This is a genomic window from Marinobacterium weihaiense (assembly GCF_019061305.1).
GTDB classification, from domain to species: domain Bacteria; phylum Pseudomonadota; class Gammaproteobacteria; order Pseudomonadales; family Balneatricaceae; genus Marinobacterium; species Marinobacterium weihaiense.
The window spans coordinates 49,358-70,036 of record NZ_JAHQZT010000002.1 but is presented as its reverse complement, the minus strand read 5'-3'; the positions used below and the strand labels follow the sequence as shown (position 1 = coordinate 70,036).

The window sequence follows — 20,679 nt, the reverse complement described above, 5'->3', positions numbered from 1 at the left end:
GAAACGTCTTGATGGATAAGCAGCTCAAGGCCGATATCTTTGCCGCTGCCGACCAGTGCCTGCTGTCGGGCCGTGCGCCGAGTGCGTCACGGTTGTCACGGAGTCTCGAATGTATAGCCGATATTGATCTGGAGGCTGTGCTTGAAGAGTGGTGGTACGCCCTGTCTGGGCGCATTCGCTTCGGTGATGCGCGTAGTGTTGGGTCAGAGATGCCCGAGTCCATGCGGCAGGCATTCGGACGGATTTGGCAGCAGGCCGTTCAGGAGGCCACCGAAGAAGTGCGCGCCGAGCATTTGCGCACGTCGCCTGTTGATGAGCAAGCTGTGCGGGAGCGGGATGAGGCCGTGAAGCGTAGCCAGGCCGCGCTCGAGGAGCTTGAGCAGCGTTATCGCGAGCAAGAGCTGAAGCTGGATCAGTCACAGGAGCGCGTACAGTCACTCGAGGCTGACCTGACAGCGGTGCGCCAGGAGTTGGCGGGGCAGACGACACTGCATGTGCAAGAGAAGCAGCGACGCCAGAATGCCGAGCAGGAACTGGAGCAGCTGCGCAAGGCGCATGAAGATACCAAGCGCGTATTCGACCAGCGGGTTCGGGACGAAAAGCGACACAGCTTGGAGGCGCTTGCCAAGGTGGATGTCGACATGCGTCACTACCGCAATGCCTTGGAGAAACTGCGAGATGAAAGCGGCCGCAAGGAGGCCGAGCTGACACGTGAAATGCACGAGCTGCAATCGCGGCTGGCTCAGCGTGATGCTCGAGTAGAAGCGATGAATAACCAGTTGCGTTCACAGGATGATGCCATCAATGTGCACAAGTCCAGTGATGCCCAGCAGCAACGTGAAGTTGCGCGTCTTGGTGCGCAGCTGCTTTCAGAGACTAACCGCAGCAAACGCTGTGAAGAGCAGCTGCGTACCGTGGAAACTCAATTGACCAGCCTGAAGCAGAAGCATGCCGGTGAGGCGGCCGAATATGTCCGGCGTGAAAATCAATTGCGCGCCCAGCTGAAAGAGCGGGATGAGGCGCTTCAAAAGGCGCAGGTGCGAGCCAAGGGGCTGGAGGAGCGCTGCGATGCAATTGAAGAAGAGATGCGCAGGCTGAAGCAGAGGCCCCAGGGTTGAAAGGGAATTGAATACATATTCCTTTCTGTTATATTAGTGATATATTTATAACCAGAAGGGTGAAGTCAATGAAGCTGCAGCAGTTGCGTTACATCTGGGAAGTCGCGCGTCATGATCTCAATGTGTCGGCAACCGCCCAGAGTCTTTATACCTCTCAGCCGGGGATCAGCAAACAGATCCGCCTGTTGGAAGATGAGTTGGGTGTTGAGGTCTTCGCACGCAGCGGCAAGCATTTGACACGTGTTACCCCCGCCGGTGAAGCCATTCTCGCGATTGCCGGCGAAGTGCTGCAGAAATGCGAAGCGATTCGCCAGGTTGCCCAGGAATTCAGCGACGAACGCAAGGGCAAGTTGGAAGTGGCTACGACGCACACACAAGCGCGCTATGCATTGCCTGAAACCATTCATGATTTTATCAAGATCTACCCTGAGGTGTCGTTGCACATTCACCAAGGTACGCCGATGCAGATTTCCGAAATGGCGGCCGACGGCACGGTCGACTTTGCTATTGCCACCGAAGCCATGGCGCACTTCAGCGACCTGATCATGATGCCCTGTTATCGCTGGAATCGCTCAGTGGTGGTGCCGGAGGGACACCCGCTGACCGAGCTGCCCGCGCTAACGCTGGAAGCGCTGGCCGAATGGCCGCTGATCACGTATGTGTTCGGATTTACGGGGCGCTCCAAGCTGGATGATGCCTTCACCAACAAGGGGCTGGAGCCCCGCGTGGTGCTGACGGCCGTTGACTCGGACGTCATCAAGACATACGTCAAGTTGGGGCTGGGTGTGGGCATTATTGCCACCATGGCGTTCGAAGAGGGTAAGGATGATGGGCTGGTGGCGCTGGATGCGAGCCATCTGTTCGAACACAGTGTTACTCGCATCGGCTTCCGCAAGGGTACCTTCCTGCGTGGTTACATGTATGACTTCATTCAGACCTTTGCACCGCACCTGACACCGGACCTGGTACGCCAGGTACAGGCTTGCGGTAACCGCCATGACGTGGATGCGCTCTTTGCCGATATGGAACTGCCCGAGCATTGAAAGGATGCGGGTGACAGGGTAAATTGTGCGGCTATTATTAATTGACTGGAGGCGTCCCGCGTGGAACTGGCTTGTCTTGACCTGGAAGGTGTATTGATCCCTGAAATCTGGATCGCGTTTGCGGAAGAAACCGGCATTGAGGAGCTGAAGGCCACCACTCGGGATATTCCTGACTACGATGTGCTGATGAAGCAGCGTCTGCGCATTCTGGACGAGCATGGTCTTACCCTGCCGCAGATTCAAGATACCATCAGCCGCTTGTCGCCACTGGAAGGCGCACGTGAGTTTGTGGATTGGCTTCGCGAGCGTTATCAGGTCGTGATTCTGTCGGATACCTTCTACGAGTTTGCTGCACCACTGATGAAGCAGTTGGGCCACCCGACACTGCTGTGCCACAAGCTGGAAGTGAACGAAGAAGGGCGCATCACTGACTACACCCTGCGTCAGCGCGATCCCAAGCGTCAATCTGTTCGAGCGTTTCAGCTGCTGAACTACCGCGTGGTTGCGACCGGTGACTCCTACAACGATACCACCATGCTGGCTCAGGCCGAGGTCGGAATTCTATTCCACGCGCCGCAGAACGTGATCGAAGAGTTCCCGCAGTACCCTGCCGTGCACACCTATGAAGACCTCAAGGCTGAGTTTGTCAGGGCCAGCGTGCGCGACCTGACACTGTAAGCTCAATCGCCCCGGCTTTGCCGGGGCCATATAGGAGACCCTTGGCTATGAAGCGATATCTGCGCAAGCCCTTGATGCTGGGTGTGTTCTTGCCCGCGGTGGCGTTGACGCTGGGGGCATTTTCCTACCAGCCACTGGAGTACTCGCTGTCACTGGATTTGCCTGAAATGTCTCAGGCAGATATGCAGGCGACAGACCCCGAGGCACTGCATGAAGTCAGTATCCCGGATTATGTCTACACCATTCAGCCCGGGGATACGCTGAGTACAATCTTCGAGCGTCTGGGCGTGTCCCAAAAGCAGATGTACGAAGTGTTGGAAAGTGATGTTTCCATTCTGGCGCTGGATACCCTCAAGCCCGGTGACAGGCTTGGTTTTTGGCTTAGTCAGGACCGGCTTGAACAGCTTGAGCTGCGTTTCAGTGCCGCACATCAGGTCGTATTCACTCGGGCGGGTGAAGAGGCCTTTGAGTATCGTGATGTACGCATCGAAGGTGACTGGAAAGAAGAGGTTGTCGCGGGCGAAATTCATGGCAGCTTCTATACATCCGCCAAGCGAGCCGGGCTGACTGATGCGGAAGTGCAGCGTGTTTCCGCGCTTTTGCAGGACAAGATCAACTTCCGTCGTGATCTGCGTGCCGGTGATCAGTTCCAGGTCGTGCGCGCCAGGCAATATGTCGATGGTGAGGCAACCGGCAACATGCGCCTTGAAGGCTTGCGGGTATTGAACCGGTCGCGTGAACTTACGGCGTTCATGTTTGATGGGCACTATTACGACCTCAATGGTGAAAGCCTTGCACGTGCATTCATGCGGTACCCGACCAAGCGTCGGTTCCGTTTGAGCTCGCATTTCAACCCCTACCGCAAGCACCCGGTCACCGGGCGTGTGCGTCCGCACAACGGCACGGACTTTGCGACACCGATCGGCACCCCGGTGATGGCGACCGGTGATGGTGTGGTCACGCGCGTAACGCGCCACCCCTATGCCGGCCTGTATATCGTGATCGATCACGGCGAAAAGTACCGGACACGCTTCCTGCATTTGAGCAAGGCGCTGGTGCGCAAGGGGCAGACAGTGAGTCGCGGTCAGAAGATCGCTCTGACCGGTAACTCAGGTCGCTCCACAGGCGCGCATTTGCACTACGAGCTGCATATTAATGGTCGTCCGGTGAATGCCATGAAGGCGCCGATCCCGGTGGCGGATGCCGTGGGGGATGAAGACCGCGTTGCCTTCAATGCGCTCAAGGATCGTTTGTTGTCTCAGATGGCGACTCCCCAGGGCTGATCTCGGCCCCGGGGTCATGCCGGGATATGCTACTTCAGTTTGGCTGTTCCAGCGTTTTGATCAGATTGTTGACCTTGTTGAAGGTCTCCTGATATTCCTCTTCGATAATCGAATCCGCCACTATCCCACCGCCGGCCCAGCAATAAATATTGCCTTGGCTGCACAGCAGTGTGCGGATGGTGATGCTGGTGTCCATGCGTCCGCAGCAGCTGATGTAACCGATGGAACCGCAATAGATGGAACGGCGATGGGGTTCCAGCTCATCGATGATCTCCATGGCGCGTATTTTCGGGGCGCCGGTGATGGAGCCGCCCGGGAAGGCGTCACGCAGCAGCGTCAGCGGGCCGGCGTCAGGTTTGAGCTGTCCGCGAATGACGCTGACCAGGTGGTGCACATTGGGGTAAGGCTCCAGGCTGAACAGCTGAGGTACTTCAATGCTGCCGGGTTGGCAGTTGCGGCTCAGATCGTTGCGCAAGAGATCCACGATCATCAGGTTTTCGGCGCGATCCTTGCCGGAGGATGCCAGCTCCCGTGCCAGAGCTTCATCCTCTGCGGGGGTTTTGCCACGCGGGCGTGTGCCCTTGATCGGGCGTGTTTCCACTTCACCTTTGTGGGTGCTGAGCATGAAGCGTTCGGGTGACAGCGACAGGATCGCACCCTGTTCGGACTCCATGTAGGCCGCGAACGGTGTGGGGGCAATCTGGCGCAGCGCTTTGTATGCTTGCCAGGGATCCCCCTGGAAAGAAGCCTGAAAGCGCTGGGCAAAGTTGATCTGGTAGCAGTCGCCCGCGTGAATGTAATCGTCAATGCGCTGCAAGGCTCGGCGGTAGTCGTCCGCACTCAAATTGCTGACAAAAGGTTTCAGCAGCTTGAACGCGGGTGTGCGGGATAGGCAAGGATCGACCAAGAGGCTCTCCCTGACTCGGTTCACCAGTTCGCTGTCTGCCAGCGGGTGAAAGATCAATCGGCTGGTGCGAGTGTGATGGTCAATGATCACTGCCCAGAGGTAGCGACCGACGTTCAGCCAGGGGTAGTCGATATCGGCGGCCGCCTGCTCGGGAAGCTGCTCAATGGCGCGGCCAAGGTCGTAGCCGAAAATGCCGATCATGCCACCACAGAACGGCAACGCTTGCGGGTTATCGGGTCTACCCAGCTCGTCCAGGCACTGCTGCAGACATGCAAAGGGGGCTGTGTGAGCGTTGTCCAGCGGCTGGAGTCGGCTGTCAAGCAGTTGCAGTCCTTGTGGGCCGAAGCGGATGATACGGTCGGGCGCTGCTGAAACGATGTCATAGCGCCCCCCCAGAGCCTGCGGCTGGCTGCTGTCCAGCAATACCGGATGGCCCAGGTGTCGGATGCGCGCCAGCAGGTCATGGGCGCTCACGTCATAATCGATGTACTGCTGTTGGATCAACCTGAAACCTCGGCAAAAGGGTTATTTTAGCCTGTTCCGCCTGCGGGGGGCGAGACCTGTCAGGTACGCGCTTATAATGACGTCTGGATGTACACGCAGGATTATTTTTCATGAAACACCCTTTTGATATTCAGTCGTCAGTTTTGACGCTTCCCGATCAGCACCTGAGCTACCGCCTGTACCGCAACCCGGATGTGGCGCATGATCGACGGTTGCTGCTGATTCATGGTGCCGGTGTGGCCGGGCGTGATACCTGGCATATGTTGACGGCCTTTCTGCAGGGCTGGCGTGAAATACTGGTGCCGGATCTGCGCGGTACCGGCGAAAGCCGCTATCCGGACGGGGAGGAGCATGCGTTTGACGTCCACACGCTGGTCAGTGATATGGGGGCGTTGGTCGACCATCTCGGTTGGTGGCAGTTTGATCTGGGCGGGTACTCTCTGGGTGGGCTGGTAAGCCTATTGCTGAAGCAGCGATACCCCTACCGGGTTGGCAAGCAGTACCTGCTGGAATCGGCGGTGTTGGACCGTCCCGACTGGGACAGCACGGTCGAGTTGCGCCGTAAATATTCGGCTGCTGCCGTTCATCTGCGTTCGGATGATCGTGAGCGCGGCATTCGTCAGTTTCTGGATACTATCTCACCTAATCGCAAGGTTACGGCACAGGCCGACTCGGTTGCAGTCAGCCGACTGGCGCTACGCCCGCTGGGATTTGCACATGCGCTGGATGCGGTGACGGATGCGATCAACCGGCTGAACCGTGACGAACTGCTGCATGCGCAGGGCGATGTCAGCAGTTTCATTGGTGGACAGAGTGTTGAATTAATGCATCAGTTGCATCTTAGTCTGGCCGAACGCATGCCGAACTGGCACTACTTCATGGTGCCCGGGACGGATCATTCGCTGCCGTTTCAGAAACCGCGACAGATCGCGCGGATCATGAATGATGAGCTGCAGCGCTATCAACACATTAGCTGAGGGAATCCCCCTAGACTTTTGTCTGATGTTGACAATTTTTCAGTCTGGTTGAGTTGACGGCCTGAATTGGCATCGGTATCTTAGTTTCTCAAAATATTGTCGACAATCTTGATCAGGGGTTGTGTAAAACGTGAATGAAAAAAGCGGGCAGCCAAAAGTGGTGCCACTGGAACCTGAAACTCGAACCCTGGCTGATCGCGTGTGCCGTCAGATCGTGACAGCCATCGTCAAGGGCGAGATTCCTCCGGGACAGAAGATCAGTGAGCCTGAGCTGGCTCGGACCTACGGTATCAGCCGTGGCCCGCTGCGTGAAGCCATTCGCCGTCTTGAGGGCTGGCGCCTGGTTGAGCGCAAGGCGCATGTCGGCGCGCGTGTCGTTAAGCTGTCAGCACACGAACTGATCGAGATTTATCGTGTAAGAGAAGCGCTTGAAGGCATGGCTTGCCGTCAGGCGGCCCAGAACATGACGGACGACGAAATTGCCAGTCTCAAGCAGCTCTTGGATGAGCACGAGGCTTCCGTCGAACAGCGCGAAGGGCGCTCCTACTTTCAGAAGGAAGGCGATCTCGACTTCCATTACCGAATCGTGCAGGGCAGCAAGAACTCCAAACTGCTGGAACTTCTCGGTGACGACCTGTACCACCTGGTACGCATGTACCGTTATCAATTCAGTGTATCCAGCTCGCGCCCCAAACGTGCACTCAAGGAGCATCGACAGATTATCGATGCAATCGAGTCACGGGACGAAGAACTGGCCGAGATGCTGATGCGCCGCCATATCAGTGCCGCGCGCCGCAACATCGAAGCCAAGCTGGAAACCGATATCAAACCAGAAGGGGATAAACATGGCTGAGAAACTGACTGCGGGTGCGCGCTTCCGTAAAGCGCTGGCTGAGAACCAGCCGCTGCAGATCGTTGGTACCGTCAATGCTTACAACGCAATGATGGCAACTCGTGTGGGTCACCAGGCAATTTACCTGTCCGGTGGCGGTGTCGCCAACGCTTCCTACGGCCTGCCCGATCTGGGTATGACCTCCATGAATGACGTGCTGGAAGACGTGTGCCGCATCACCAGTGCCGTTGACACGCCGCTGATGGTCGACATCGATACCGGCTGGGGTGGTGCTTTCAATATTGCTCGCACCATCAAGGAAATGGAAAAGGGCGGTGCTGCCGCTGTTCATATTGAAGACCAAGTGGCGCAGAAGCGCTGTGGTCATCGCCCGAACAAGGAAATCGTTTCTCTGGAAGAGATGGTTGACCGTGTCAAGGCGGCTGTCGACGCGCGCACTGATGATGACTTCTTCATCATGGCGCGTACCGATGCCTTCCAGATGGAAGGTCTAAATGCTGCGGTAGAGCGTGCCCAGGCATGTCTGGAAGCCGGTGCAGACGGTATCTTCGCTGAAGCGGTGCACACGCTGGACGACTATCAGGCGTTCTCCAAGGGCATCAACGGTGCTCACCTGCTGGCCAACATTACCGAATTCGGTGCTACGCCTCTGTTCAACAAGGCCGAGCTGGCGGAAGCCGGTGCCACCATGGTGCTGTACCCGCTGTCCGCTTTCCGTGCTGCCAACAAGGCCGCGCTGAATGTATATGAACACCTGCTGCAGGACGGTGATCAGAAGGCTGTTGTCGACACTATGCAGACCCGCATGGAACTGTACGATTTCCTCAACTATCACGATTTCGAGCAGAAACTGGACGCCCTGTTCCAGGAAGGCAAGAACAAATAATTACAACGTCATCATCCGGATAACGGATCGAGATAACTGGTAACGGGAGGTCCCCAATCCTCCCGACAACAGATTAAGGAGAGACAGATGGCAGAAGCAAAGAAACTCGGTGGCGCAGGCCTGCGTGGTCAGTCTGCTGGTGAAACCGCGCTGTGTACCGTGGGTAAATCCGGTGCCGGCCTCACCTACCGCGGTTACGACATCAAGGAACTGGCTGACAAGGCGCAGTTCGAAGAAGTTGCTTACCTGCTGCTGTATGGCAAGCTGCCCAACCAGGCAGAGCTGGACGCCTATAAGGCAAAACTGAAAGGCATGCGTGGTCTGCCGGACGCCCTGAAAATCGTACTGGAGCAGATCCCCAAGGATGCTCATCCGATGGACGTCATGCGTACCGGCTGTTCCATGCTGGGCAACCTGGAGACCGAGCAGGACTTCAGCGAGCAGCATGACAAGATCGATCGCATGCTGGCGGTGTTCCCATCGATCATTAACTACTGGTACAACTTCGCCCACAATGGCAAGCGTGTTGATACTGAAACGGGCGCTGATTCCATTGCCGAGCATTTCCTGTGGACCCTGCATGACAAACAGCCGGACCCGCTGCACGTTAAGGTGATGCACGCATCCCTGATCCTGTACGCGGAGCACGAGTTCAACGCGTCTACCTTCACGGCGCGCGTCTGTGCGTCCACCCTGTCCGACATCCACAGCTGCGTCACCGGCGCAATCGGTTCTCTGCGTGGCCCGCTGCACGGCGGTGCCAACGAAGCGGCCATGGCGATGATCGAGAACTGGACATCGGCTGACGAAGCCGAAGACAAGATCATGGGCATGCTGGCGCGCAAGGACAAGATCATGGGCTTCGGCCACGCGATCTACCGCGAGTCCGATCCGCGTAACGCCATTATTAAGGAATGGTCCAAGAAGCTGGCTGATCAGGTGGGTGATACCGTCCTGTACGCGGTGTCAGAGCGTGTTGAAGCGGTCATGTGGCGCGAGAAGAAGCTGTTCTGCAACGCTGACTTCTTCCATGCATCCGCGTACCACTTCATGGGTATCCCGACCGAGCTGTTTACGCCGATCTTCGTATGTTCGCGTGTTGCCGGCTGGACCGCTCACGTCATGGAGCAGCGTGCCAATAACCGCATTATCCGTCCGTCCGCGGACTACACCGGCCCTGAATCGGCCGAGTGGGTGCCGATCGAAGAGCGCGCCTGATGCGCCGGGGTGCAGCCGCTCACGCAGCTGCGCCCCGTCTTCGTTTGGTATACAGGTCTGAGTCTCCGGCTAACAGTAGCCGGATTGTCTCAGGCCCGCGTCAATGAACACTACTCGATGGACTCCCGACGCCATGAATACAGAATTTCGTAAATCTCTTAACGGCACAGGCCTGGATTACTTCGACACCCGCGCGGCGGTTGATGCGATAGAACCCGGTGCCTATGCCAAACTGCCGTATACGTCTCGTGTCCTGGCCGAGCAGCTGGTTCGTCGCTGCGATCCGGCCGCGCTGACCGACTCCCTCAAGCAGCTGATCGAGCGCAAGCGTGATCTGGACTTTCCCTGGTATCCGGCGCGTGTCGTCTGTCATGACATCTTGGGTCAGACCGCGTTGGTCGACTTGGCCGGTCTGCGTGATGCTATTGCTGAAAAGGGTGGTGACCCGGCCAAGGTCAACCCGGTTGTACCGACACAGCTGATCGTCGACCATTCTCTGGCCGTTGAAGCGCCGGGTTTTGATCCGGAAGCGTTCGAAAAAAACCGCGCCATTGAAGATCGCCGCAACGAAGACCGTTTCCACTTCATCGACTGGACCAAAACCGCGTTCAAGAACGTGGACGTGATCCCGGCCGGTAACGGCATCATGCACCAGATCAACCTGGAGAAGATGTCGCCGGTGATTCAGGCGCGCGACGGCGTCGCCTACCCGGATACCTGTGTCGGTACCGACTCGCACACTCCGCACGTGGATGCGCTGGGTGTAATCGCCATCGGTGTGGGCGGTCTGGAAGCCGAAACCGTGATGCTGGGCCACCCGTCCATGATGCGTCTGCCGGATATCGTCGGTGTCGAGCTGACGGGGCAGCGCAAGCCGGGCATTACCGCGACCGATATTGTACTGGCGATCACCGAATTCCTGCGCAAGGAGCGTGTGGTCGGTGCTTACCTGGAGTTCTTCGGCGAAGGGGCGGACAGCCTGACCATCGGTGACCGTGCCACCATCTCCAATATGACACCGGAATACGGTGCCACTGCGGCGATGTTCTACATCGATGACCAGACCATCGACTACCTGAAGCTGACCGGTCGTGAGCCGGAGCAGGTCGCACTGGTTGAGCAGTACGCCAAGGAAACCGGTCTTTGGGCGGATGATCTCAAAACCGCTCAGTACGAGCGCGTACTGACGTTCGATCTGTCGTCTGTTGAGCGTAACCTGGCCGGTCCCTCCAACCCGCACCGTCGTCTGCCGACGTCAGCACTGCACGAGCGCGGCATTGCCGACGAAGACAAGCTGGCTGCGGCGCGCAAAGAAGAGGAGGAAGGTCTGCTGCCGGACGGCGCTGTCATCATCGCGGCGATCACGTCCTGCACCAACACCTCCAACCCGCGCAACGTAGTAGCGGCCGGCCTGTTGGCGAAGAAAGCCAACGAGCTGGGTCTGATCCGCAAGCCCTGGGTCAAGTCTTCTTTTGCGCCGGGTTCCAAGGTGGCGCGTCTGTACCTGGAAGAAGCCGGCCTGCTGCCGGAACTGGAAAAACTGGGCTTCGGTATCGTGGCCTATGCCTGCACCACCTGTAACGGCATGTCCGGTGCACTGGATCCGAAAATCCAGCAGGAAATCATCGACCGCGATCTGTATGCAACTGCCGTCCTGTCCGGCAACCGCAACTTCGACGGCCGTATCCACCCGTACGCGAAGCAGGCGTTCCTGGCGTCTCCGCCGCTGGTTGTGGCCTACGCCATCGCCGGTACCGTGCGTTTCGACATCGAAAAGGATGTGCTGGGCACCGACCAGAACGGTAACCCGGTTACCCTGAAGGATCTGTGGCCGTCGGATGAAGAGATCGATGCGATCGTCAAGGAAAGCGTGAAGCCGGAGCAGTTCAAGCAGGTCTACATCCCGATGTTCGATCTGGGTCAGGTCGAAGAAGCGGAGAGCCCGCTGTACGACTGGCGTGAAATGTCCACCTACATCCGTCGTCCGCCGTACTGGGAAGGCGCACTGGCCGGTGAGCGTACCCTGAGTGGCATGCGTCCGCTGGCGGTGCTGGGTGACAACATCACCACCGACCACCTGTCACCGTCCAATGCCATTCTGGCCAGCTCTGCGGCCGGTGAGTACCTGGCGAAGATGGGCCTGCCGGAGGAGGACTTCAACTCCTACGCGACCCACCGTGGTGATCACCTGACCGCACAGCGGGCTACATTCGCCAACCCGAAACTGCTGAACGAAATGTGTCTGGATGCGAATGGTGAGGTGATTCAGGGCTCTCTGGCGCGTCTGGAGCCGGAAGGCCAGCAGATGCGCATGTGGGAAGTGATTGAAACCTACATGAACCGCAAGCAGAACCTCATTATTGTTGCCGGTGCCGATTACGGTCAGGGCTCGTCTCGTGACTGGGCGGCCAAGGGCGTGCGTCTGGCCGGCGTGGAAGCGATCGTGGCCGAAGGTTTCGAGCGCATCCACCGTACCAACCTGGTCGGCATGGGCGTATTGCCGATGCAGTTCAAGGACGGCGAAACCCGTCACACCTACGGTATCGATGGTACCGAGACCTATGATGTGAAGGGTGAGATCGCGCCGGGTGCTGAACTGACGCTGGTGATCAACCGTCGCAACGGCGAAACCGTTGAAGTGCCGGTGATCTGCCGTCTGGATACTGCGGCCGAAGTAGAAACCTACAAGGCTGGTGGTGTCCTGCAGCGCTTCGCCAAGGAGTTCCTGGAAGCGGAAGGCGCTGCCTGATTCCAGTCCTCCCCAGTCCCGAACCGTCGTTGATGGTTCGGGCGTGTCCCGGATAGGGCGCAGACACAAGTGCTGCAGTGTTACCGGGGCGGACCGTGTGGCGCCATGGATGGCGCCATCGAGCCCCCAGGGATGGGTTTACGGCGTGTCCGAACCGGTAATACTGTAGCGCTCCTTTCCTTGTCTGAATGCTCCCGTCCGGCAACCGACTTATTTTGGAGCATCTACATGTCCAGTGTTCCCCAGATTAAAGTACCGGCTACTTACATCCGTGGCGGTACCAGTAAAGGCGTTTTCTTCCGTCGTCAGGATCTGCCTGCCGCTTGTCAGGAGCCCGGCGAAGCCCGTGACAAGCTGCTGATGCGCGTAATCGGCAGTCCCGATCCCTACGGTCAGCAGATCGACGGTATGGGTGGCGCGACTTCGTCCACGTCCAAAACCGTTATTCTGGATAAAAGCACCCAGCCCGATCACGATGTTGACTACCTGTTTGGTCAGGTGGCGATCAACAAGGCGTTCGTGGACTGGTCCGGCAACTGCGGTAACCTGACCGCTGCTGTCGGCGCGTTTGCTATCAGCGGTGGCCTGGTCGATGCGGACCGTATCCCTGAAAACGGCATCTGCACTGTGCGCATCTGGCAGAAGAACATCCAGAAAACCATCATTGCCCATGTGCCGATCACCAATGGTGAAGTGCAGGAAACCGGTGACTTCGAACTGGATGGCGTGACTTTCCCGGCGGCTGAAGTGGTGATCGAGTTCATGGACCCCGCCGATGGCGAAGGCTCCATGTTCCCGACCGGTAACCTGGTGGATGATCTTGAGGTGCCGGGTGTTGGTACCTTCAAGGCGACCATGATCAACGCCGGTATCCCGACCATTTTTGTTAACGCGGCGGATATCGGTTACACCGGTACCGAACTGCAGAAAGACATCAACTCCGATGCCGAAGCGCTGGCGCGTTTTGAAACCATGCGTGCCTATGGTGCGGTGAAGATGGGTCTTATCCAGGATATCGAAGAAGCGGTGGCGCGTCAGCATACGCCGAAGATTGCGTTCGTTGCTCCGGCTACTGATTACGAGGCTTCCAGCGGCAAGCAGATCGGTGCCAACGATATTGATGTCTGCGTCCGCGCGCTGTCCATGGGCAAGCTGCACCACGCCATGATGGGTACGGCATCGGTTGCCATTGCAACCGCGGCCGCCGTGCCGGGTACGCTGGTGAACCTGGCCGCCGGTGGTGGCGCCCGTGAAGCCGTGACCTTTGGTCATCCCTCCGGCACCCTGCGTGTGGGGGCGGCTGCGGAAGAAGTGAATGGCGAATGGACCGCCAAGAAAGCGGTGATGAGCCGCAGTGCCCGCGTGCTGATGGAAGGTTTTGTGCGCGTACCGGGTGATACCTTCTGATTGCGCAGCTATAGAATCTACCTTAACGCCCGCATTTGCGGGCGTTTTTGTGTCTACCTGTAGCTGAGAGCCGGCGTTTGCTGTGGCATAGTGTAATCTGGAAACTGTCAATGACTGACGGGAGAGTCGGATATGCCTCTTGTAAACCCGAAAGGATCTCGGTTTGGCTGGTATGGTCTAGCCATTGCGCTATTGATGGCGGGAGTCCTGGTGACAGAACAGGTTGCCCAGTTGGCCAGGGTACGCCAGCAGCAGGTTGAACAGCTGGAAGCCGCCGTCTATCTGGCGCAGCTACGCGGGCGACTCGATGATGAATTGAATGCCGTTATCTTCCTGGTGCGCAGTCTAGCGGCGTTCGTGTCGGCTAACCCCGACAGCGGTGCCGACCGCTGGCACAATGTGTCGCGGCAGGTATTGGGGGAAACGGACCTGGTACGCAATATCGGCCTGGCACCGGACAACATCATTCGCTTTGTGTACCCGCTTGAAGGCAATGAGCAGGCGCTGGGGCTGGATTACCGTCGCCATGCCGAGCAATGGCCGCCGGTGGAGCGTGCCATGACAACCGGACGTATGACACTGCAGGGGCCCATCGAACTGGTTCAAGGCGGGCAGGGGTTGCTGGCGCAAATGCCTATTTCGTACTCGTCCGGTGGGCAGCCACGCTATTGGGGGGTGGCATCGATCGTGATTCACTTTGACCGATTGCTGGCCAATGCAGGCGTGAGTGTACAACAAGATGGTTATGAGCTGGCCATTCGTACGGAAGGTGGACCGGATGCGGTATCCAGGCTGTTACTGGGGGATGCGCGTGTATTCGAGAGACCTTTGGCGCAGGTACAGATCTACATGCCCGATACCCATTGGGTGCTGGCAATGCGTCAAACACCTGTAGAGCAGCGCTCGCTACTGATAATACGTGTTGTGGGGGTGTTGCTGTCATTACTGCTGGCGGGCTCAATAGTGCTTTGGCGTGAGTTCAGACAGACTAACTGAGACAGCAGGTTCGGTAGGCACCGGCAGCCTGTAGACTGCCGGATGCTTGGGGATCAGCGCTTGGGCAGCACATCCTTGAGCTTGGTGTTCATGTCGCGCAGACACTGTTCGGTGGTATCCCAGTCGATACAGGCATCGGTCACGGAAACGCCATGCTTGAGCTGGCTCAGATCATCCGGGATCGACTGGTTGCCCCATTCCAGGTTGCTCTCGATCATCAGGCTGACGATGGAGCCGTTGCCTTCCAGAATCTGGTTGGCGACGTTCTCGGCCACCAGAGGCTGTAGTGCCGGATCCTTGCTGGAGTTGGCGTGGCTGCAGTCGACCATGATGTTGGCCTGCTGACCGGCTTTCTCCAGCGCCTGTTCACACAGCTTGACGCTGACGGAATCGTAATTCGGCTTGCCGTTGCCGCCACGCAGTACAACATGACCGTAACGGTTGCCGCGAGTACGTACGATGGAAACCTGACCGTCGCCGCTCATGCCCAGGAAGCTGTGCGGGTGCAGCACGGATTTCATGGCGTTTACGGCTACGTCTAGGCCACCGTCGGTCCCGTTCTTGAAGCCGACGGCACAGGATAGACCCGAAGACATTTCACGGTGGGTCTGAGATTCGGTGGTGCGTGCGCCGATGGCCGACCAGCTGATCAGATCCTGCAGGTACTGCGGGGTGTTCGGATCCAGTGCCTCGGTTGCCAGCGGCAGGCCCATTTCCGACAGGTCGATCAGCAGCTTGCGCGCAATGTGCAGACCCTCTTCGATATCGAAGGAGTCATTCATGTGCGGGTCGTTGATCAGACCTTTCCAGCCCACGGTGGTGCGGGGCTTCTCGAAATACACGCGCATGACCAGATACAGGCTGTCCTTGACTTCTTCGGCCAGCGCCTTGAGCTTGCGGCCGTATTCCAGTGCGGCTTCAGGGTCGTGAATGGAGCAGGGGCCCACCACGACAAAGAGGCGCTTGTCCTTGCGGTCCAGAATGTCTTTGATCACCTGGCGCCCCTGCATCACAGTTGCCGCGGCGGCTTCGGTGATGGGTAGCTTGGCCTTGAGGGCTTCCGGCGTGATCAGCGGAACATTGGAATCGATATTGAGGTCTTCTACGCGTGTATCGGTCATCTTATAGTCCTGACAGCGGCTGAAATGCTGGTTGTCGGCTTTGTCTGCAGCCGATTCATTCTGTTTTACCACATCAATGCAGACGTTATAAGTGTCTGAAGGTGTTAGATTCTGCCTGATACCGGCAGGCCGGGTGCAAATGATAGAATTCAGCAATTGTTGATATACGGGCGAACATTTCCCTGTGCGCCCTGTCACACTGTGATAACTCGGTTTGAAAGAAGGAAATATATTGTGCGAGTGCGTGCGGTGCTGCAGCCCGTTTTGATGCTGTTGATGCTGTTGTCGGCTACGGTTGCCCAAGCGAGCCTGTTTGGCAGCGGCGCGTCAGCCAATCAGCCGGTTGATGTGGACGAAGCCTTCCAGTTGCGGGTTGAGTCGCCGGCTCCGGGCGTTGCGCGTCTGGTATGGGCGGTCAAGTCGGATTACTACCTCTATCGGGAAAAAATCGGCGTTACGCTGCCCGAGGGGGTTGAACAGGTCGCCCGGCGTGATGCCAGTGGCGACATCAAGGACGATCCCCTGTTTGGCCAGGTTGAGGTATATCACGAGCTGGCCGAGGTGGAGCTACTGCTGGGGCGCGCGACCGAGGGTAACGATGACGTCGAGATTGATGTCACCTATCAAGGCTGCTGGGAAGGCGGGGTCTGCTATCCGCCGGTGACCAAAACCGTCAGTGTTGGTCAGTTGCCGCTGGCATCGGGGCTGAGCTGGCCTGAAGCAACGGATGAACAGGTCGTGGTGGAGCGCCAAGCGACCCAAACGGTCCCGGTCAGTGAACAGGACCGTTTCGCACAGCTGCTGGCCGGTGACGACTGGTGGCTGATGCTGGGCGCCTTTTTCCTGGCAGGGCTGGCGCTGTCGCTGACGCCTTGTGTGTTGCCGATGATTCCGATTCTGTCCAGCATCATCGCCGGTCAGGGAACTCATATCAGTACGGCGCGTGCCTTTTCACTGTCACTGGTCTACGTGTTGGCCATGGCGCTGACCTATACCCTGGCAGGTGTTGCAGCCGGGCTGTTCGGTGCCAATTTGCAGGCCGCATTCCAGAACCCCTGGGTCATCGGGACATTCAGTGGGCTCTTCGTGCTGCTGGCCTTTTCCATGTTCGGTTTCTATGACCTGCAGCTGCCTGCGGCCCTGCAGAGCCGCCTGAGCAATGTCAGTCATCGCCAGAAGGGCGGTACGTTGACCGGTGTAGCGGTGATGGGACTGTTGTCGGCGCTGATCGTTGGTCCCTGCATGGCGGCGCCGTTGGCGGGGGCGTTGATCTATATCGGCCAGAGTGGTGATCCGGTGCTGGGGGGCACGGCGTTGTTTACCCTGTCCATGGGTATGGGGGTGCCCTTGCTGCTGGTCGGAGCTTCTGCCGGCAAGTTGCTGCCAAAGGCTGGTGCCTGGATGGAAGGGGTGAAGGCCGGTTTTGGTGTGGTACTGCTGTTGATGGCCGTCTGGATGCTGGATCGCATCCTGCCGACGACTGCAACCATGTTGATGGTCAGTTTGATTCTGTTGCTCAGTGCCGTATATCTGGGCGCGGTGGACCGTCTGCCCGACCATGCACGGGGCTGGCACCGTTTCTGGAAGGGCGCAGGGCTGATCCTGTTGATTTATGGTGCGGCACTGCTGATCGGGGTGTTGTCCGGCAGCAAGAGCTTGCTGTATCCGTTACAGGGCCTTGCCGGTGGTTCGGCACAGGCGCAACAGAACCGTGCGGAACTTCCCTTTGAAGTGGTGAGCCGCGAGGCCGACCTGGATCGGCTGCTGGAGGAGGCCAGGCAGAACGGGCAGCCAGTCATGCTCGATTTCTATGCCGACTGGTGCATCGCCTGTATCGAACTGGAGTACGTCACCTTCAACGATCCGGGTGTGCAGCAGTCGCTGCAGCCCTTCAAGCTGATCAAACTGGATGTGACCGCCAATGATGATGATGCCAAGGCGCTGTACCGTCGCTTTTCCATTATCGGCCCGCCGGCACTGATCTTCTTTGATGCCAGCGGTCAGGTGAGACCGGAACTTACCCTGATCGGGGTGATCGACCCGGATGATTTCATTGCGCAGACCGAATACGTCAAGCGCTGAGCCCCGTTCAAAACGAAAGACCCCGCCTTAGCGGGGTCTTTGCATTCAGTCCTGTAGCTGTGGCAAATCGCGGAACAGCTCCAGGGCTTCGGGGTTGGCGAGGGCATCCCGATTCTTGACCGCTTCACCCATAACCATCTTGCGTACCGCCAGTTCGACGATCTTGCCACTGATGGTGCGGGGGATATCGGTCACCTGAATCACCTTGGCCGGCACATGGCGCGGTGTGGTGTTGGCGCGGATGGTGTCGCGAATGCGCTGGGTCAGGGCGTCATCCAGCTCCAGTCCGTCCTGCAACCGAACAAAGAGCACCACGCGAACGTCTCCCTGCCAGGGCTGGCCGATACACAGGCTTTCTAGAATGCCGTCGATCTTCTCGACCTGGCGATAGATTTCTGCCGTTCCGATGCGCACCCCGCCGGGGTTGAGCACGGCATCGGAACGGCCGTGGATGATCAGGCCGTCATGCGCCGTAATTTCACCGTAGTCGCCGTGCGCCCAGACGTTATCGAACTGGCTGAAATAGGCATCTTGGTATTTACGGCCGTTAGGGTCGTTCCAGAAGCCGATCGGCATCGACGGGAAGGGGCGTGTACACACCAGCTCGCCCTTTTCTTCACGTAGCGGCTTACCCTCGTCGTCGAAAATCTCGACCGCCATGCCGAGGCCGCGACACTGGAGTTCCCCGGCATACACGGGGCGAATCGGGCAGCCCAGCGCGAAGCAGGACAGAATGTCGGTGCCGCCGGAAATGGATGACAGCTGCAGATCCGGCTTAATGTCGCGATAGGCATACTCAAAGCTCTCATGTGCCAGTGGAGAACCGGTGGAGAGCAGGGCTTTCAAACCGACCAGGTTATGGGTCTCGCGCGGCTTGACGCCGGCTTTTTCCAGTGCCGCAATGTATTTGGCACTGGTGCCGAAAATGCTGATGCCTTCCTGTTCGGCGATATCCCACAAATGCTCGGGTGACGGAGCAAAGGGGGAGCCGTCAAAGAGTACCAGCGTGCAACCGGTTGCCAGGCCGCTAACCAGCCAGTTCCACATCATCCAGCCGCAGGTGGTGTAGTAGAACAACCGGTCGTCCCGACTGACATCGGTGTGCAGCAGGTGCTCCTTGAGGTGCTGTAGCAAAGTGCCGCCAGCACCGTGGACGATGCACTTGGGCACCCCAGTGGTGCCGGAGGAATACATGATGAACAGCGGGTGGTCGAACGGCAGCTGTTCGAACTCGATCTCCTCGGCGTCCGCATCCACAAAGTCCTGCCACAGGCGTGCCTTGGTCAGCGTGCTGATGTCCGGGTCTGCATCAATAAAGGGCACCACGACGATGGTTTCCACTGATTGCAGTTGGTTCGCAATCCCCTGTACGCGCTCAAGGCTGTTGAGCACCTTGCCGTTGTAGCGATAGCCGTCTGTCGTGATCAGAATACGGGGTTCCACCTGCCCGAAGCGGTCCAGTACGCCGTTGATACCGAAATCCGGTGAACAGGAGCTCCACACGGCACCGATGGAGGCGGTGGCCAGCATGCCGATCAGGGTTGCGGGGACATTGGGCATGAAACCGGCCACCCGGTCTCCCGGCTGGATGCCCTCACGGCGCAGGGCGCTGGCCAGCTGTGCCACCTGCCGGTACAGCTCGGCGTGCGACAGTTCGATGCGGCAATCGTCTTCGCCGCGAAAGATCACCGCCGGACGGGTATCACGCCAGCGCAGCAGGTTTTCCGCATAGTTGAGCCGAGCCTGCGGGTACCAGCGTGCGCCCGGCATACGCTCCGGGTGTTCCAGGGTGAGGTCTCCCTGTTCGGATGCAATGATATCCGCATACTCCCACAGGCTGTCCCAGAAGGCGGGGCTATGGTCAATGCTCCAGGTATACAGGCTGTCATAGTTGCTGAGCAGAAGCCCATGGGTTTCGTTCACCTGCTGCATGAAACGGTAGATTTGAGTGTGTTCGCAGCGGTGTTGATCCGGCGTCCAGAGTGGCGCTGTCATCGACCTCTCCTGATTTAATTGTTATGAATGAGTGGCAAGACGGTAGCAATGAAAGTTTACGTTAACGTAAACTTTCATTGATCGGAGCAGGGGAGTCAAGAGCGATCAACGCAGAAAGCGCGTGCTGATCTCGCGGAAGGTATCGGTGCCGGCCTTGCGCAGCCATTCGAATGCCACCATTTCACGGGTCACGATGTAAATGCCGCACTGGCGGAAACGTGCCAGCGCAGCGGCCTTGTCTGCCGGGGAGCGAGAGGAGACGCAGTCCTCGACGATATACACCTCGTGTCCCTGTTGTTTCAGTTCGAGTGCGGTTTGGAGCACGCAGACATGGCTTTCCATGCCGATTAGTATCATCTGTTCATGGTTGCCTTCGTTGATGAAGCGGTCCGGTTCGGTATCCGACATGGCGGAAAAGGAAATCTTCTCGACAATGTGCTCCGGCTTCAGTCGTTCGGCTACGGAGGCGATGGTGCTGCCCAGGCCCTTGGGGTACTGCTCGGTTGCCAGAACCGTTACATTCAAGCGGTTGGCAATATCGATCAGCCAGTTGCAGTTGTCGACAACACGAGCGACATCATCAATGACCGGCGCCATCCGCTCTTGAATATCAATGACCAGAAGACAGGATTTTTCGGGATGTATCAGCATGGGGGCACCCTCTTGTTATGTTCATCCCCAGCATAGACGCTGCAGCGTACAACTTGAATGCCTGTGCACGATTCCAGGTTGATTATGCAGCAGGGAAAAAAGGGCAGACCGGAGTCTGCCACTCAAGGGCAAAGTATGATTGCTTGTCTCAGGCGACATGGAGCCTGAAAGGAGGCGAGAGTGCTGCAGTGATCACCGCAACAACGATTGT

At 58.1% G+C, this 20,679-nt stretch carries 16 protein-coding genes; 12 read left to right on the top strand and 4 right to left on the bottom strand.

The window, feature by feature from the left end:
* Positions 1-11 precede the first annotated feature (11 nt).
* The 4 genes from KTN04_RS02150 (at position 12) to KTN04_RS02135 (ending at position 4,122) form a co-directional block, all read left to right on the top strand.
* The gene (locus KTN04_RS02150) at positions 12-1,118 is read left to right on the top strand and encodes a DNA-binding protein (RefSeq protein WP_217333564.1); all 1,107 of its coding nucleotides are present in this window, start codon (positions 12-14) and stop codon (positions 1,116-1,118) included.
* A 68-nt stretch (positions 1,119-1,186) separates the two neighbouring features.
* The gene (gene cysB, locus KTN04_RS02145) at positions 1,187-2,161 is read left to right on the top strand and encodes an HTH-type transcriptional regulator CysB (protein WP_217333563.1); all 975 of its coding nucleotides are present in this window, start codon (positions 1,187-1,189) and stop codon (positions 2,159-2,161) included.
* A 60-nt stretch (positions 2,162-2,221) separates the two neighbouring features.
* A complete protein-coding gene (thrH, locus tag KTN04_RS02140) occupies positions 2,222-2,839 on the top strand; it encodes a bifunctional phosphoserine phosphatase/homoserine phosphotransferase ThrH (RefSeq protein WP_217333562.1) in 618 nt (205 codons plus the stop codon).
* Positions 2,840-2,886: 47 nt separating this feature from the next.
* The gene (locus KTN04_RS02135) at positions 2,887-4,122 is read left to right on the top strand and encodes a peptidoglycan DD-metalloendopeptidase family protein (protein WP_254262317.1); all 1,236 of its coding nucleotides are present in this window, start codon (positions 2,887-2,889) and stop codon (positions 4,120-4,122) included.
* Positions 4,123-4,156: 34 nt separating this feature from the next.
* Here the strand turns inward: KTN04_RS02135 and pabB are convergent, their stop codons facing one another.
* Positions 4,157-5,533 carry an aminodeoxychorismate synthase component I gene (gene pabB / locus KTN04_RS02130; RefSeq protein WP_217333561.1) on the bottom strand — a complete coding sequence of 459 codons (1,377 nt, stop codon included), beginning with the start codon at positions 5,531-5,533 and terminating at the stop codon, positions 4,157-4,159.
* Positions 5,534-5,643: 110 nt separating this feature from the next.
* Between pabB and KTN04_RS02125 the strand changes: the two genes are divergently transcribed.
* The 7 genes from KTN04_RS02125 (at position 5,644) to KTN04_RS02095 (ending at position 14,619) form a co-directional block, all read left to right on the top strand.
* Entirely contained in the window at positions 5,644-6,510 is an 867-nt protein-coding gene (locus tag KTN04_RS02125) for an alpha/beta fold hydrolase (protein ID WP_217333560.1), read from the top strand.
* 130 nt (positions 6,511-6,640) lie between these two features.
* Positions 6,641-7,363 carry a GntR family transcriptional regulator gene (locus KTN04_RS02120; RefSeq protein ID WP_217333559.1) on the top strand — a complete coding sequence of 241 codons (723 nt, stop codon included), beginning with the start codon at positions 6,641-6,643 and terminating at the stop codon, positions 7,361-7,363.
* On the top strand, positions 7,356-8,249 hold the full coding sequence (gene prpB / locus KTN04_RS02115) for a methylisocitrate lyase (RefSeq protein WP_217333558.1): 894 nt from the start codon (positions 7,356-7,358) through the stop codon (positions 8,247-8,249). The genes KTN04_RS02120 and prpB overlap by 8 nt, the downstream gene beginning before the upstream one ends.
* Before the next feature lie 87 nt (positions 8,250-8,336).
* Entirely contained in the window at positions 8,337-9,467 is a 1,131-nt protein-coding gene (prpC, locus tag KTN04_RS02110) for a bifunctional 2-methylcitrate synthase/citrate synthase (RefSeq protein ID WP_217333557.1), read from the top strand.
* Positions 9,468-9,600: 133 nt separating this feature from the next.
* Positions 9,601-12,216 carry a Fe/S-dependent 2-methylisocitrate dehydratase AcnD gene (gene acnD, locus KTN04_RS02105; protein ID WP_217333556.1) on the top strand — a complete coding sequence of 872 codons (2,616 nt, stop codon included), beginning with the start codon at positions 9,601-9,603 and terminating at the stop codon, positions 12,214-12,216.
* A 228-nt stretch (positions 12,217-12,444) separates the two neighbouring features.
* The gene (gene prpF / locus KTN04_RS02100; RefSeq protein WP_217333555.1) at positions 12,445-13,623 is read left to right on the top strand and encodes a 2-methylaconitate cis-trans isomerase PrpF; all 1,179 of its coding nucleotides are present in this window, start codon (positions 12,445-12,447) and stop codon (positions 13,621-13,623) included.
* Between the two features lie 210 nt (positions 13,624-13,833).
* A complete protein-coding gene (locus KTN04_RS02095; RefSeq protein ID WP_217333554.1) occupies positions 13,834-14,619 on the top strand; it encodes a CHASE domain-containing protein in 786 nt (261 codons plus the stop codon).
* Between the two features lie 53 nt (positions 14,620-14,672).
* On the opposite strand, the gene KTN04_RS02090 is transcribed toward KTN04_RS02095, so the two are convergent.
* On the bottom strand, positions 14,673-15,740 hold the full coding sequence (locus tag KTN04_RS02090) for a 3-deoxy-7-phosphoheptulonate synthase (protein WP_217333553.1): 1,068 nt from the start codon (positions 15,738-15,740) through the stop codon (positions 14,673-14,675).
* Between the two features lie 234 nt (positions 15,741-15,974).
* On the opposite strand from KTN04_RS02090, the gene dsbD reads away from it, so the two are divergent.
* The gene (dsbD, locus tag KTN04_RS02085) at positions 15,975-17,822 is read left to right on the top strand and encodes a protein-disulfide reductase DsbD (protein ID WP_328515947.1); all 1,848 of its coding nucleotides are present in this window, start codon (positions 15,975-15,977) and stop codon (positions 17,820-17,822) included.
* A 45-nt stretch (positions 17,823-17,867) separates the two neighbouring features.
* Here dsbD and KTN04_RS02080 read toward each other — a convergent pair whose 3' ends face one another.
* Together KTN04_RS02080 and KTN04_RS02075 are read right to left on the bottom strand one after the other, a co-directional pair.
* On the bottom strand, positions 17,868-19,817 hold the full coding sequence (locus KTN04_RS02080; protein ID WP_217333552.1) for an acetoacetate--CoA ligase: 1,950 nt from the start codon (positions 19,815-19,817) through the stop codon (positions 17,868-17,870).
* Between the two features lie 105 nt (positions 19,818-19,922).
* Positions 19,923-20,468, bottom strand: a complete 546-nt coding sequence (locus KTN04_RS02075; protein WP_217333551.1) for a hydrolase — start codon at positions 20,466-20,468, stop codon at positions 19,923-19,925.
* Between the last annotated feature and the right edge of the window lie 211 nt (positions 20,469-20,679).